This is a genomic window from Flavobacterium sp. (assembly GCF_044376915.1).
In the GTDB taxonomy this organism is placed as follows: Bacteria; Bacteroidota; Bacteroidia; order Flavobacteriales; family Flavobacteriaceae; genus Flavobacterium.
Window position 1 is genome coordinate 1 of sequence record NZ_JBILKB010000050.1, and the last position, 15,191, is coordinate 15,191.

The 15,191-nt window shown below is 34.6% G+C and carries 16 protein-coding genes, 1 tRNA gene and 1 pseudogene; 12 read left to right on the plus strand and 6 right to left on the minus strand.

Translation table 11 applies throughout. From position 1 onward, the window contains the following. The first annotated feature begins 39 nt into the window (after nucleotides 1-39). On the plus strand, nucleotides 40-516 hold the full coding sequence (locus tag ACIQ6Z_RS06505; protein ID WP_396210113.1) for a DUF1573 domain-containing protein: 477 nt from the start codon (nucleotides 40-42) through the stop codon (nucleotides 514-516). Nucleotides 517-520: 4 nt separating this feature from the next. Then, a complete protein-coding gene (gene yajC / locus ACIQ6Z_RS06510) occupies nucleotides 521-790 on the plus strand; it encodes a preprotein translocase subunit YajC (RefSeq protein WP_396162139.1) in 270 nt (89 codons plus the stop codon). An 87-nt stretch (nucleotides 791-877) separates the two neighbouring features. Here yajC and ACIQ6Z_RS06515 read toward each other — a convergent pair whose 3' ends face one another. The 4 genes from ACIQ6Z_RS06515 to pepT form a co-directional block, all read right to left on the minus strand. After that, nucleotides 878-1,573 (minus strand): nuclease-related domain-containing protein, encoded by a 696-nt coding sequence (locus ACIQ6Z_RS06515; RefSeq protein WP_396210114.1) that lies wholly within the window; start codon nucleotides 1,571-1,573, stop codon nucleotides 878-880. A gap of 182 nt (nucleotides 1,574-1,755) precedes the next feature. Further along, a complete protein-coding gene (locus ACIQ6Z_RS06520) occupies nucleotides 1,756-2,166 on the minus strand; it encodes a hypothetical protein (RefSeq protein WP_396210115.1) in 411 nt (136 codons plus the stop codon). Between the two features lie 351 nt (nucleotides 2,167-2,517). Further along, a complete protein-coding gene (locus ACIQ6Z_RS06525) occupies nucleotides 2,518-4,707 on the minus strand; it encodes a M20/M25/M40 family metallo-hydrolase (protein ID WP_396210116.1) in 2,190 nt (729 codons plus the stop codon). A gap of 75 nt (nucleotides 4,708-4,782) precedes the next feature. Beyond that, entirely contained in the window at nucleotides 4,783-6,021 is a 1,239-nt protein-coding gene (pepT, locus tag ACIQ6Z_RS06530; protein ID WP_396210117.1) for a peptidase T, read from the minus strand. Between the two features lie 269 nt (nucleotides 6,022-6,290). Between pepT and ACIQ6Z_RS06535 the strand changes: the two genes are divergently transcribed. The 9 genes and pseudogenes from ACIQ6Z_RS06535 (at nucleotide 6,291) to ACIQ6Z_RS06575 (ending at nucleotide 12,638) form a co-directional block, all read left to right on the plus strand. Further along, nucleotides 6,291-6,644: a cupin domain-containing protein gene (locus tag ACIQ6Z_RS06535; protein ID WP_396210118.1), complete on the plus strand. Its 354-nt coding sequence runs from the start codon at nucleotides 6,291-6,293 to the stop codon at nucleotides 6,642-6,644. 41 nt (nucleotides 6,645-6,685) lie between these two features. Beyond that, nucleotides 6,686-7,245: pseudogene (locus ACIQ6Z_RS06540) on the plus strand (helix-turn-helix domain-containing protein). A gap of 115 nt (nucleotides 7,246-7,360) precedes the next feature. Then, nucleotides 7,361-7,585 carry a hypothetical protein gene (locus tag ACIQ6Z_RS06545; RefSeq protein WP_396210119.1) on the plus strand — a complete coding sequence of 75 codons (225 nt, stop codon included), beginning with the start codon at nucleotides 7,361-7,363 and terminating at the stop codon, nucleotides 7,583-7,585. 121 nt (nucleotides 7,586-7,706) lie between these two features. Beyond that, complete coding sequence (locus ACIQ6Z_RS06550) at nucleotides 7,707-8,741, plus strand: pesticidal protein Cry7Aa (protein ID WP_396210120.1); 1,035 nt, start codon at nucleotides 7,707-7,709, stop codon at nucleotides 8,739-8,741. Then, nucleotides 8,731-11,106: a glycosyltransferase gene (locus tag ACIQ6Z_RS06555; RefSeq protein WP_396210121.1), complete on the plus strand. Its 2,376-nt coding sequence runs from the start codon at nucleotides 8,731-8,733 to the stop codon at nucleotides 11,104-11,106. The genes ACIQ6Z_RS06550 and ACIQ6Z_RS06555 overlap by 11 nt, the downstream gene beginning before the upstream one ends. A gap of 132 nt (nucleotides 11,107-11,238) precedes the next feature. After that, a complete protein-coding gene (locus ACIQ6Z_RS06560) occupies nucleotides 11,239-11,877 on the plus strand; it encodes a porin family protein (protein WP_396210122.1) in 639 nt (212 codons plus the stop codon). Between the two features lie 18 nt (nucleotides 11,878-11,895). After that, complete coding sequence (locus ACIQ6Z_RS06565; RefSeq protein WP_396210123.1) at nucleotides 11,896-12,063, plus strand: YtxH domain-containing protein; 168 nt, start codon at nucleotides 11,896-11,898, stop codon at nucleotides 12,061-12,063. After that, on the plus strand, nucleotides 12,060-12,206 hold the full coding sequence (locus ACIQ6Z_RS06570) for a hypothetical protein (RefSeq protein WP_396210124.1): 147 nt from the start codon (nucleotides 12,060-12,062) through the stop codon (nucleotides 12,204-12,206). Before ACIQ6Z_RS06565 ends, ACIQ6Z_RS06570 begins: the two co-directional genes overlap by 4 nt. 6 nt (nucleotides 12,207-12,212) lie before the next feature. Next, nucleotides 12,213-12,638 carry a hypothetical protein gene (locus ACIQ6Z_RS06575; protein ID WP_396210125.1) on the plus strand — a complete coding sequence of 142 codons (426 nt, stop codon included), beginning with the start codon at nucleotides 12,213-12,215 and terminating at the stop codon, nucleotides 12,636-12,638. 135 nt (nucleotides 12,639-12,773) lie between these two features. Here the strand turns inward: ACIQ6Z_RS06575 and ACIQ6Z_RS06580 are convergent. Further along, a tRNA-Tyr gene (locus tag ACIQ6Z_RS06580) sits at nucleotides 12,774-12,855 on the minus strand. 164 nt (nucleotides 12,856-13,019) lie between these two features. Further along, complete coding sequence (locus ACIQ6Z_RS06585) at nucleotides 13,020-14,159, minus strand: redoxin domain-containing protein (protein ID WP_396210126.1); 1,140 nt, start codon at nucleotides 14,157-14,159, stop codon at nucleotides 13,020-13,022. Nucleotides 14,160-14,398: 239 nt separating this feature from the next. Between ACIQ6Z_RS06585 and ACIQ6Z_RS06590 the strand changes: the two genes are divergently transcribed. Then, a partial coding sequence (locus ACIQ6Z_RS06590; RefSeq protein ID WP_396210127.1) for a S1 RNA-binding domain-containing protein occupies nucleotides 14,399-15,191 on the plus strand: 793 nt, incomplete at its 3' end.

Sequence of the window (15,191 nt, forward strand, 5' to 3'; positions counted from 1 at the left end):
CACAAAATCGGGTAGAGGTTTATTATAAATTGAAATAGTATGATTAAAAAATCAATGGGGTTATTGGCCCTCTCAGTAGTTTTAATGACTACTTCGTGTAAAAAAGAAAGTGCTGCTGATAAAATTTCGGCAGATGACGAAGCTGCAATTGCCATTCAAAATTCATTGCGTACCGTATTTCCAAAAATTAAATTTGACAAATTGGTACATGATTTTGGCGTGATCAACGAAGGCGATGTCGTAAAAACAACATTTATGGTTACTAATGAAGGGACTGTAGATTTGATCATTAGTGACGCTAAAGGAAGTTGTGGATGTACCGTTCCAGAACCACCAAACGAACCCATTAAGCCGGGTGCTTCTGCACCAATACTTGTTTCTTTTGATTCTAAAGGTAAACCGGGTGCACAAATGAAAACGGTTACGCTGGTTACCAACACAGAAACCGGTATGGAAACCCTAGAAATTAAAGCAAAAGTAACTCCAAAAACGGGGATTTTAACCACTAAAAAATAAACTTATGAATGCAACTTTAATAATGCAATTGGTATTGATGATTGCGGTTTTTTACTTTTTATTAATACGACCACAACAACAAAGAGCCAAAAAAGAAAAAGCGTTTGAAAACGGATTGAAAGCTGGTGATCGCATCATTACCAAATCGGGAATTCATGGTAAAATTGCCGAAATGAATGACGATACGGTAGTAGTTGAAACCATGGCCGGAAAAATCAAAATGGAAAAATCAGCGATTTCTTCTGAATTGAGTGCAAAATTAGCCGCTAAATAATTTTTAGCTTACAAATAACAAAGCCGAACTACAATTGGAGTTCGGCTTTTTTTTGCACGGATTGTAAATCTAGGTTGTTGGAATTAATTAATAAAATCTGTTTCTCGTTTTTAGGTTTTGTATATTTTCTATATGTTTTTCAAGTATTATTGAGTTTTCTCCATTTTTAACGGCTTGTTTAAGCAAACTTACAATTTCCCATTTGTTTTCATATTTCACTGGTTGATTGTTTTCTAATATTTCATTAAATCTAATTATTACTTTATTAGATTTAGTTAAAATGGTTCGGCTTGGTAAATCAATTAAATTTTTAAATTCGCAATTTCCAAAAAAAACTATCATTGAAAAAACAGGTATGTTGTCAAAATGATAGAATTTTTTCAAATCTTCTACGTGCTTTTTATTCTGCAATATTGGATTATAAAATTTATACTCCCGTTTACCGTATGCTAATATTTGTGTCCAATTTATTTGATTTTCAGTTCCAAAAATCCAACCACTATATTCTTTTACTTCGAAAACCACAATTCCAACTTTCGTTGCTACAACTAAATCAATTTGACTATATTTTCCGTTTCCGTTATTCAAATATAAATCGTGGAAAATCGCTGTTGATTTAATTCCTGATTTTAGAATTTTTAAAACCATTTTTCGTTCAGACTTTGTTCCTCTGTTTAGATTTGTAACTGTTTTTAGTATTTTTCTATCTTTAAATTCGTTATAAACAAAAATAGAAACTACTGAAAGTAGAATAAAAAAGAGAATTATAAAGTATAAATTCATCTTATCAAGGTTTGGATTCGGTCGCGGTCTCGAAAACTAGAAACTAACGGTTTGCAGATTTGCGATGTGGCGGGCTTAGTATCACTGAACTTTAAATTTACCACTAAAGTTTTTTAGTAGCATAAATGTTTAAATTACCACTGAACCCGCCATATCCGCAAATATGCTGTTATGTGCTGGTTTTATTTTACTCTCTTGTATTTTAAAGTATTTCCACGACCTATATAACTTAGAGTTAAGAAATCTTTATTAAGAGAAACTATATACCAACACAAATCTGATTCCATGCATGACATATATTTATCCTTTTCTAATTCAAGGCCATTGTCTTTGTCACTTTCATTTAAACATTTGTTTGATAAAACAAATGCTTCATTATCCCAGGTTTTCATTCCATCACTACTTTCTTTTCTTTCATTTTCATCAAACATTAAAAAGTTTGTTTTGTCGTCCATACTTTGCCATTTCCCATGAAGCAATTCATTAATAGAAATAACATTTTTCTTTTCTGTTGTAGTCTTGTTGTCTTTACTTTGACCTATTGCTTGAGAAAAACAAAAGCAAATTGATAAAGTAATAAAAATATTTTTCATTTTAGTTTAATTTATTTCTTACTCGTAAGGCCTTTCTGAATACGCCCCGTTTTTTAAAGTGGGTTCTGGGCTCCACTTTTTTGTCTGTCACTATTAGGTGGTTAGCCTACCTTGAGCCGATTTATTGTTTTAAACTTGCCCATAACTCGTTTATACCCGCATGTTTTCGACAGCTATACTGAAAATTTAGCGCGTTAGGCCAAAGTTAATCTTGTTTCTTGGTGTATAAAAATAGAAAAAAAATCATGTATTCTAACTATTATCAAAGAATTGATCAGGCACAAAAAAATCCCCAATACTATTGGGGATTTTTTTAAGATTGTCGTTAGAACAACTTTGTAGGTCTAGAACTTAGAATTTCACCGTAAAGGTCATGGGTTTGCCTTCTCTCAATACTTTTACTTCTTTGACATCGCCCGTCGTTAATTTTGCCAAGCAATCCATATAGCTGTATACTTCTTTGATCTCGCAATCGCCAATTTTTACCAATACATCTCCGGCTACAATTCCTGCTGTATGTGCAGGTCGGTTATCGGTTACACCATCAATGTGCAAACCGTCTCCGTGGTCGCTGTAATCGGGCATGATGCCTAAAGTTACTTTGTATTTGGGTACTACTTTTTCGGAGTTCATAGCGGTTTTGGTAAACGTTAAGGTATCCAAAGTCGCAACTTCATTCGCCACTCTAAATACATAATCTACAATATTGCGCACGCCATAATAGTTGATTTTTTCTTCGTCGTCACTTGGTTTGTGATAGTCGTTATGCGTACCGGTAAAGAAATACAACACTGGGATGTCTTTTAAATAAAACGACGTATGATCCGATGGACCTTGCCCAGTATTGTCTAGGGTTACATTAAACCCAGCCGGTTTGTTTTTGTTTACAATCGCCGTGAAATCGGCTGCTGTACCTACACCACCTACTACTAAACTTTTGTCTTTGTCTAAACGACCGATCATGTCCATGTTGATCATGGTCACCACGTTAGGGTGGTATGTTTTTAAGGATTCGGCCATGTGTTTTGAACCAATTAAGCCGTCTTCTTCTCCAGAGAATAGCGCAAAAATATAGTTTACAGGTTCTTTGGTTTTGTTTTGAGCATACATGCGCGCCAATTCTAATACCCCGGCTACACCCGAAGCATTGTCGTCGGCTCCGTTGTGAATTTCGCCTTGCGAATTGGGTTTAGTCGAATGGTTGTGTTCGTTCAAGCCCAAATGGTCGTAATGTGCTCCAATGACAATGGTTTTCGCCGCTTTATTGTCTAAAAAGGCTATGACATTGGTACCGTTGTTGGCTTTATCACCCGAACCATCGGTAGCGTGTGGGTTTAATTTTACTTTGTAGTTGAACGTTTGAAAATAGCTGTTGTTGGCATAGGGTTTTAATCCCAAAGTTTTGAATTCTTTAGCAATATAATCTGCTGCTCTTTTTTCACCCGAAGAACCGGTTAAACGCCCTTGCAATTCGTCTGAAGCCAAGTAGCTGATGTGTCTTTTCAAAGTGCTAGGTTGCGCCAGTTCGGCAGCATCGCCTTCGATCCAATCGGCAATGAATACATTGGTTTCTCTCGGTTTGCTCTGCATTCTGTTGCTCGAGAAGACCAGTTTTTTTCCGTCAGGTGAAAACATTGGGAACGCATTGAATTCACTTTGATAGGTAATTTGCTCTAAGTTTTCACCATTTAAATCAATCATAAACAACTGAAAATCATAGCCTCTTGTTGAATGATGATTAGATGAAAAGATAATTTTTTGATCGGATGGATGAAAGAACGGTGCCCAATTGGCTTTTCCTAAATTAGTGATTTGCTTTAAATTGGAACCGTCTATGTTACACGTATAAATTTCCATTTCGGATGGCGCTACCAAGTTTTGTGCCAATAAATCTTTGTATTCTTTAATGGCTTCAGCTGTTTTGGGGCGAGACGAACGGAATACTAATTTTTTACTATCGTGTGAGAAAAAACAACCGCCATCATAGCCTAAGCCCGAAGTAATTTGTTTTAAATTGCTGCCGTCGATATCCATCGTATACAATTCTAAATCGCCACTTCGGATACTGGTAAAGGCAATTTTTTTACCGTCGGGCGAAACTACCGCTTCGGCATCATAACCCGGACTGTTCGTCAACTGTTTGGTGATGTTTCCTTTTAAGTCGGCGATATAAATATCAAATTCTGGGTAGATAGCCCATAAATATTTACCGTCAATTGGTTTTGGTGGCGCAGGGCAGGCGTGATCGGCTGCATGTGTGGACGCATATAAAATGTGTTTTCCATCAGGCATGTAATACGAACAAGTGGTTCTTCCTTTTCCAGTGGAAACCAACTGCAAGCTTTTTTCATTGAATTCTTTCGCTTGTAAGTCCAACATGAAAATTTGGTCACACGAAACACCAAAAGCTTTGTTGGTTACTTGAAGTGTTAATTTGTCGCCTTTCGGACTAAAATAGGCCTCAGCATTGTCACCACCAAAGGTGAGTTGTTTGATGTTTTTTAAATGTTTCTCTTGCCCAAAACTAACGATTGAAACCATTAGCAATAGGAGAGCGCTGCTTTTTTTTACGGGTGTTAAAAACATATTGTTTTTGAAATTATGGAGTTATACAGATTATTTTTTTGCGGTAAGTTCAGCGATTTTTACAATGACTTCGGTAGCTTTCATCATGCTTTCAACGGGTACATATTCATATTTTCCGTGAAAATTGTGTCCGCCAGCAAAGATATTGGGGCAGGGCAATCCTTTATAGGACAATTGGCAACCGTCGGTTCCACCGCGAATGGGTTTAATTAAGGGTTTGATGCCTAATTCTTTCATTGCTTTTTCGGCGATTTCTACGATATGAAAAACAGGTTTTACTTTTTCTTTCATGTTGTAGTATTGGTCTTTCACTTCGGCAATGACAATTTCGTCGCCAAATTGTTTTTTCCATTTTTTATTGAATTTGAGGGCCAAGTCCTGCACAAATTCTTTTCGGTCTTTGAATTTTTTCGCACTGTGATCTCTAATAATCAATTCGACCACTGTTTCTTCAATACTTCCTGTAATGCCTACCACATGAAAAAACCCTTCGTATCCTCTGGTTTTTTCTGGAATTTCGTTTTTAGGTAATTTCGAAATGAATTGGTTGGCCAACAACATCGAATTGATCATTTTTCCTTTGGCATAACCCGGATGCACACTTTTACCTTTGAACGTAATTTTAGCGCCAGCGGCATTAAAGTTTTCATATTCTAGTTCGCCAATTTGACTTCCATCCATAGTATATGCCCATTCACAACCAAATTGATCCACGTCAAAGTGATGTGCACCTCGGCCAATTTCTTCGTCGGGTGTAAATCCTACGCGAATTTTTCCGTGTTTGATTTCGGGATGCTGAATTAGATATTCCATAGCCGAAACGATTTCGGTTATCCCGGCTTTGTCGTCGGCGCCAAGTAGGGTAGTACCATCAGTGGTGATGAGTGTTTGTCCTTTGTACTGCAACAAATCTTTAAAATATGTTGGCGACAATACAATATTTTGTTTTTTATTTAAGATGATATCGCCACCGTCATAATTGGTTACAATTTGAGGTTTTACATTTGCCCCAGTAAAATCAGGAGTCGTGTCATAATGCGAAACAAAACCAATAGTGGGTACTTTGTGTTTTACATTGCTTTCCAAGGTTGCCATTACGTATCCATTTTTATCGATGGTTACTTCTGTCATCCCAATTTTTTTCAACTCTTTTACCAAAAGGTTGGCCAAAACCAATTGTTTTTTGGTGCTCGGGGTTGTGTTGGAACTTGCGTCCGATTCAGTATCAATTGTTACATAGCTTACAAAGCGATCGATTAAATGTTGCATGGTATAAATTTTATACAAATATAGGAAATTTGAAATGTATTGAAACAGCGGCTTGCAATTGGATGAAAATAAAAAAGCTAATGGAGAAATTGCATTTTGTGAATTTAGAATGGTTAACCTCAAACATTTCATTTTTTATAGGCTTCAAGGCTTAAAATATGTGAATTATGTAACTATTAATTAAAATTTATAACTCATAAGTTAAAATAAAGTATCACCTTTGAATAGAGTTGGATTAGCAGTTAACAAAGAGCCACTCTATTAAAATAATGAAAAAACTAAATGATGTTGTAGAAATTGACAAAGGGAAAATTCACATTATTGTTGAGCTTATCGAGTACATTCCAAATGCTGTAGTGAGTAAAACCATTATCAAGAAATTGACCGGTAATGTTACTGCATCTTCCTTTGATGCTGGTGAAGAATTGGACGAAAAGCAATCGCCATTTGATACGTATGTTCAAATTATCGATGGTGTGGCAGAAGTAATGATAAATAAAAAACATTATAAAATGAAACAAGGTGATGGTATGGTTATTCCAGCCCATTCTAACCACCATTTTAGTGCCAATCAGCAATTTAAAATGATTTCTACGGTTATTAAAAGCGGTTATGAAGATTGAGTACTAATGTTGCAGATACGTCTGCACAAAATCATACACATATGATTCTCTATATAAAATATATGGTTAGCCTTCGTTGTAAAATGATGGTGAAAGAAGAATTAAAAAAATTAGGGTTGCACTTTGTAATCGTTGATTTAGGTATTGTTGAAATACTTGAAGATATCACTCCTAAACAATTTGATGAATTAAAACAAAATTTGGCCTTATCTGGATTAGAATTATTGATGATAAAAAAACAATCTTAATTGAAAAAATCAAGAATGTAATTATTGAAATGATTCATTATTCAGAAGAATTGCCTAAAATTAATTATTCGGATTATATCAGTGAAAAATTACATCACGACTACACCTATTTGTCCAATATATTTTCTGAAGTCAAGGGTATTACCATTCAACAATTTATTATCAATCACAAGATTGAACGGGTTAAAGAACTCCTGTTGTATGATGAATTAAATCTTACTCAAATCTCCTATTTGCTAAACTATAGTAGTGTAGCCCATTTATCAAATCAATTTAAAAAAGTCACCGGACTATCTCCATCATTTTTCAAACAATTGAAACATAAAAGAATACAAAACCTCGAAAGTATTTAAGTTATCTTGTTGTAAATGTGTGAATTATACAACAATTTATATTCGGTACGCAACAGCAAATAATATATTATGAACACCTTTGTTTTATATAATAGTAACTCTTTAAACAAGTAATATGGAAACAGGTGCAAAAAAAGAAACAGTAACTTTTAAAATTACTGGGGATTGGAAAAGACAAGCGGATAAGTTAAAAGAAAAGTTTCCACAATTGACAGATTCCGATTTAAAATTTGAGAGTGGGAGAGAATCCGATTTGCTGAAACGCATCGAATCGCGATTGCATAAAAAGCGTGAAGAAGTGATGAATATTATTAAAAAAGGCCAACCTACAACACTATAATTGATTTGTTTTTGCGGGTCACTTAGTAGCTAAACATTGCTAAGAAATCGCATACGAGTCAATAAAAAGCGTAGGTGAATTCATCTGCGCTTTTTTTATTCATCTCACTAAAAATTTAACTATGATACCTATTAAGAAAGAAGGCATATTGTTGTGCAAAACCGAACTCGCTTTTGAGAATGATAGTGTGCTAAATCCTGGAATTATTCAGGAAGAGAACACCGTACATATGCTTTATCGCGCCGTTAGGAAGGGCAATTACTCTACCATTGGTTACTGCAAATTTGAAGGACCCTTGCAATTGGTACAACGCAATAATACACCCCTGCTGATTCCTTATTCTGATGCGGCCTCTAAAGGGGTAGAAGATCCACGTATCGTAAAAATAGAAGGAGTGTATTACATTACTTATACTGCATATGATGGAATTAATGCACTAGGAGCTCTGGTAACTTCTACCGACTTACTGCATTTTGATCGGGTAGGCATTATTGTTCCCAAATTTACATTTGATGAATTTAAACAACTGGCCGAATGTAATAATCTCGTCAATTCTAAATATTTCCGACATGTACGACACTTTAGACCCGATGAAGAAGTATTTCTTTGGGATAAAGACGTGATATTTTTTCCGCGTAAGATAAATGGTAAACTTGCTTTCTTACATCGAATTCGACCGGGTATACAACTGGTGTTAATTGATAGTTTAACCGATTTAACCAAAGAATTTTGGAATCAGTATTTTCTTCACTTTAACGAACATATTATTTTAGATCCAATAGGAACGAACCACGAATCTGGATTTATTGGCGGGGGTTGTCCACCTATAGAAACCAAAGAAGGCTGGTTGTTAATTTACCACGGAGTTTATGATACTTCAGAAGGGTATATTTATTCTGCGGCTGCGGCTTTACTAGACATTGATGATCCAACAAAAGTCATTGCGCGATTAGTAGATCCTTTATTTGCTCCCGAACTCGATTATGAAAAAAATGGTGTGGTTTCGAATGTGGTATTTCCAACAGGAACTGCTTTATTTAATGATACGCTCTATATCTATTATGGAGCAGCTGACAAGTGTATTGCTTGCGCATCTTTAAGTTTAAATGGATTATTGAACGAATTATTGCTAAATAAAACACAAAATGAGCGCTAATATTTTTCCTATGATGAATCATTCATTAGTCATATACAAGGAAGCCAAAAAAAACTTAAACGAAAATGATTTGGTTCAGTTATTAATGAAACCAAATTATGATTTGGTTCCAATAGTCCATCAAAACCCCGAAATAGTATTCATTACTTCCTATCCTCCCCGTGAGTGTGGTATTGCAACGTATACTCAGGATTTGATACTTGCCATGCAAGAAAAGTTTGGCACTTCGTTTTCATTAAAAATTTGTGCGCTTGAAAAAACGGAGTCCCAATATAAATATCCGACAGAAGTAAAATACAGGTTAAATACCGATGTGGCATCTCATTTTTCAGATTTAGCCCATCAAATGAATGCCGATAGTAATATTGCCCTCATATTTTTAGAACATGAATTTGGACTTTTTGGAGGAGTGCATGGGGCACATTTACTTAAATTCATGAAACATATCAAACGGCCTATAGCTACGACCTTTCATACCGTTTTGCCTAATCCTGATAAGAAATTACGAAAAACGGTTCGAAAAATAGCTGATTATTCGGATTATTTGATTGTAATGACCACTACCTCAAAAATGATATTGATAAAAGAGTATGGCATAGCCGAGCGAAAAATATCCCTAATCTCTCACGGTACCCATCTTGTAGCGCCCATAGATGCAAAAATACATCAAACTAAGCATCTATTTAGTGATCGAATTGTGTTGTCTACTTTCGGATTATTAAATGAAGGTAAGAGTATTGAAACGGCTTTAGAAGCCTTGCCCAAAATCATTTCAGAATTTCCCAATGTGATTTATTTAATCATTGGAAAAACACATCCCGAAGTCGTTAAGCGTGAAGGCGAAAAATATAGAGATATATTGTATCAAAAAATTCAAACCCTCCATTTAGAAAACAATGTTCGCTTTATTAATAAGTATGTGTCACTAGAAGAGTTAATGGAATATTTGCAACGAACAAGTATTTATTTATTTACTTCTAAAGACCCCAATCAGGCCGTGAGTGGCACTTTAGCCTACGCTATGGCTTGTGGCTGTCCGGTGATTGCAACACCGATTCCCCATGCCAAAGAACTTTTAGATGGTGCTGGGGTTCATTTTGATTTTCAAGATGCAGCTCAATTGGCAGAAAAAACCATTCATTTATTGCAACATCCTGCGTTGTTAAAACAGATGCAGTTGAATGCTTTGCATAAAATTAGTCCTACATCATGGCAAAATTCGGCAATAGCGCATTTGCAGTTGTTGGAATCCAATGGCAATCATAAAGTTACATTAGCTTATGAAATGCCTAAAATTTCATTGGATCATATTAAGCGAATGACTACAAAACACGGATTCATTCAATTTTCGGCAATCGCAACGCCCGATTTGAATTCGGGATATACTCTAGATGACAATGCAAGAGCACTCATTGCGATGACCTCACATTATGAACTGACGCTTGAACCAACTGATCTCGAATTAATCAATACGTATTTAACTTTTATTTTATTCTGTCAACAGGAAGATGGAACTTTTTTAAATTATGTAAATAAAGAAGGTGTTTTTACGGATAATAATATTGCTGAAAATTTAGAAGATGCAAATGGTAGAGCCATTTGGGCTTTGGGTGAGTTCATGTCCTATGAAGTCATAATTGATAAAAATTGGATTGCTAAAGCAAAGTTTGCCATAGAAAAATCGTTGACTACCATTTCCAAAATGCAATCACCTCGTGCCATTGCCTTTTCAATCAAAGGCTTGTATTTTTATAATAATGAGTTGCAAAGCCCTAGGGTAAATCAACTCATCATTGCATTAGCAGATAATCTAGTTTCAAAGTACAGAGGTGTTTCTGATCAAAAATGGCATTGGTTTGAAGACTACTTAACGTATGCAAATGGCATATTACCCGAAGCCATGTTATATGCTAGTTTAAGTACAGGTAGTTCATTATATGAGGATATTGCTAAAAAAACATTTCATTTTTTACGTGCACTAATATTTAAAAACGATCAAATTGAGGTCATTTCAAATCAAGGATGGTACCAAAAAGGAAAACCTGTTAGAAGATACGGAGAACAACCTATAGATGTTGCTTATACGATTTTGGCACTACAAACTTTTTACCAAGTATTTGAAGATCCAATTTACAAAGCACAAATGAAGATTGCTTTTGATTGGTTTTTGGGTAAAAATCACTTGCATCAAATTGTTTATAACTCTCAAACGGGAGGTTGTTATGATGGATTAGAAGAAGATCATGTTAACTTAAATCAAGGTGCCGAATCGACACTAAGTTATTTGCTTTCTAGATTGGCTATGGAAAAAGTAGTTTCAATTTCCGAAGTAATGAACCGCGAATACCTCCCTCAAAACAAGTGAAAAATGTAACTATAAGTATAGGTTGTGTAATCATTTTATTGCGTTTTCAGCGCACCTTTGCTATAGAACAGTAAGCTAGTTTTCGTTCAGATTATTTCATTATTACGCACTTAACTTAAAAAATTTAAAAAGATGAAAAAAGCAATCATAATGATCGCATTTTGTGTTCTGTCGATAAGCAATTCGATAGCACAATCCAGTTCCACAGATGATCGAGAAAAATTATTCTTCGGGATAAAAATTGGAGCCAATTATTCTAATGTGTACGATTCAGAAGGAGAAGATTTTGTAGCAGATCCAAAGTTTGGTTTAGCAGGTGGCGCTTTTGTTTCTATACCTCTAGGTAAGTTTATTGGAATCCAACCAGAAGTTCTGTTTTCTCAAAAAGGATTCAAATCTTCAGGAACATTTTTAGGCACAGCTTATGAGACCACAAGAACAACGGATTATTTAGATGTTCCGTTATTATTTGCTATTAAACCACTACCAATTGTTACGGTGTTATTTGGTCCACAATATTCCTATTTAATGAAACAAAAAGACGAGTTTACAGGCGGTTCTTTGAGTTCAACACAGGAAGAAGATTTTACAAATGATAACATTAGAAAGAACACTTTTTCATTTATTATTGGAGGTGATATTGCGGTTGAAAATTTAGTCTTAGGAATAAGAGGTAGTTGGGATTTAAAAAATAATAATGGAGATGGTACTTCGACTACGCCTCGCTACAAAAATGTATGGTACCAAGCCACAGTAGGTTATAGATTTTAATTTTAAAAAAACAATAGTATGGAAAATGTAAACAATAGAGGACGATTGATCCTTGGTAGCTTAATCGCTGGTGCACTTGTAGGAGGAACTTTAGGGGTGTTATTTGCACCACAGAAGGGTACAAAAACAAGAAAAAATATCGCAAAAATGTTAAGAACACTGCAAGTAAGTTTAAAAAAGAAATGAATGAAGAGGGCCAATATTTAAAGAAGAAAGCTGTAAAATTTGAAAATCTTTTAGAAGATAAAGTATCGAAAGCTACCTCTACATTCAAAGACAAAGTCAATGAATTGTTGAAAAGTGGTGCAGATCATGAAATGAATAAATAACGTATCATGAAAACAGCATATTTCTTATTTAGAAGTCTATTTTTTTTAACGCTAACGGTTGTCATTTCACAAACAATTAGTTCTTGTTCTAAAAAAATTGAATTTAACAATTCAAATATTGTGCCCGCTGCAAGAGGTCATGTAAACGTTAAAAAAGATAAGAATGATAACTACAACATCAAATTGGAATTATCTTATTTAGCCGAGCCTGATCGCTTGGATCCCCCGAAACAATTTTATGTAGTCTGGTTGTCATCAAATGCCAATCAAACACCATTGAATATAGGTCAGATAGTAGGAACCTCTAAATTGCATGTAAGCTTTGAAAGTGTTTCAGCTTCAAAACCCAAACGAATTTTTGTAACTGCTGAAGATAGTGCAAGTGTACAATATCCGAGTTCGTTTATTGTATTAGAAACTACTCGGTTTTAGTTTTTGATTGATTTTTTGTTAAAACTGCCTTCGGGCAGTTTTTTTGTATTTAAATTCTAAACTGTTGAATCAAGAAATTTTAAGTTTATTCAATAAAAAAGCCTCAAAATTAAATTTGAGGCTTTTCTGGTTTAGTGGGGAGAGCAGGATTCGAACCTGCGAAGATGTAATCAGCGGATTTACAGTCCGCCCTCGTTGGCCGCTTGAGTATCTCCCCAAGCCATCTTACTTAGTGGACTAAGCGGTTGCAAATATAAAATTGTTTTTAGAACAAACAAAGGCTTTGCCGACTATTTTCTGAGGTTTTTGCTAACGTTCTGTAAATGAAAAGCATAAAAAAATCTCCCTAAGGAGATTTATATAGTTTGATTTATTAAGTTTTTATTTTGCGTTCAAAAGTTCAGTTACTTTAGCTTTTAAAGCGTCGCCTCTTAAGTCTCTAGCAACAATAACTCCTTTTGCATCTAAAATAAAAGTTGCAGGAATAGATTCTACATTATATTGTTTAGCAATTGGTTCGTCCCAAAATTTAAGATTTGAAATTTGTGGCCAAACCAGACCGTCTTTAGCAATTGCTTCTTTCCATTTAGCAGCATCTTTGTCTAAAGAAACCCCAATGATATTTAATCCTTTGGCGTGTAATTCTTTATATAAAGCTACTACATTTGGATTTTCCCCTCTACAAGGTCCACACCACGAAGCCCAAAAATCAATGATGGTAACTTTACCCATTGATTCTTTTAATGAAATTTGCTTTCCTTCCGGGTTTTTTGCTGAAAAATCAGGGGCTTTACCGCCAACTTCTACTTTAGCAGCAGGATCATTTTTAATTGCGTCCAACACTTTTTTAATGTTTTTGGCACTTTTTGTATTCAATAAGCTCTTGTCAATTTTTGCAAAATAGCTAGTGATTTCTTCAGCGGTTAAATACTGTCTCATTAAGAAATTTTCCAATAACAATACCGATAAGTAAGCATCTGGATTGTTCTTAATGAAATCTTTTGAAACTTTATTTAAGTCATCTTGGAACTTACCGTATTCTTTCATGATTTGATTTACGGTAGCTGTGTCGTTAGCTTTTTTAGCAGCAGTTATGCGCTCAAGATTAGCTTTTTCAAATTTCATTTTCTTATTCACAACTACTTTTGAAGCGTCATTAAAAGATTGAAATTTATCATTATTGTCGGTACCACCAATTTTTGAGTTTAATATGGTATCGGTTTTAATGGCTACAGAAATTTTTCCTTCTTCTAAAATTATAGGTAAATTTACATTTTCATCTTCGATTCGAATGAAACCTAAATCTACAGCTTCAGCAATTCCTTTTAATTCGAATTTTCCGTTTTCAACTACTGCGGTATCTTTAGCAATGAAACCCGTTTCAGTCTGCGTTTCAATAAATACTTTTTTTCCATTTTTGACACCATCAGCCGTTCCGGCAATTAAAAACTCGTTGTCTTTTAAGTTGTTGCACGAAAACAACAAGGTAGCTGTAGCAACAAATAAGGTTATTTTTTTCATTTCTTAGTATGTTAATTTTGACAAAGGTATTTAAAATTAGTTAGTTTGAAAAATTTTGAGACCAATGAAGGCTAAAAGAAGTAGATAAAATTTTGTAAATAAACAAAAAATAGTATCTTTGCACACCTTTTGGCGGAGTAGAGTTTCCATTAGGTATCAATCATTTATGTAAAATACTGTTGTCGTTATCTATCCCATTAAGAAACTCAAGAAGCACAGCATACAAATTTTTAATCAGCATGTCTGAAATTAACAAAACACAAGAAGAGTTTTTAGCAAATTTTAATTGGCACAATTTTCAAGAAGGAATTGATCCAGTAGATGAAAAAAACTTACAGGAATTCGAAGAATTAGTAACTAAAACATTCATCGCTACAGATCAAGAAGAAGTGGTAGAAGGAGTGGTAGTTAGAATTACTGAAAGAGATGCCATCGTTGATATCAACGCTAAATCGGAAGGTGTAATTTCGTTAAACGAATTTCGTTACAACCCAAACTTAAAAGTGGGTGACAAAGTAGAAGTATTAATTGATGTTCGTGAAGACAAAACAGGACAATTAGTATTATCTCACAGAAAAGCTAGAACAATCAAAGCATGGGATAGAGTTATTTCTGCTAACGAAACAGGAGAAATCGTTAACGGTTTCGTGAAGTGTAGAACTAAAGGAGGTATGATTGTAGATGTTTTCGGAATTGAAGCATTCTTACCAGGATCACAAATTGATGTGAAACCTATCCGTGATTACGATCAATATGTGAACAAAACTATGGAATTCAAAGTGGTAAAAATCAACCACGAATTCAAAAACGTAGTAGTATCTCACAAAGCGCTTATTGAAGCAGATATTGAAGTACAGAAAAAAGAAATCATTGGTCAATTAGAAAAAGGACAAGTATTAGAAGGTGTGGTTAAAAACATTACTTCTTATGGTGTATTTATTGATTTAGGTGGAGTAGATGGATTGATCCATATTACTGACTTATCTTGGTCAAGAATCAATCACCCAAGCGAAGTTCTTGAATTGGATCAAA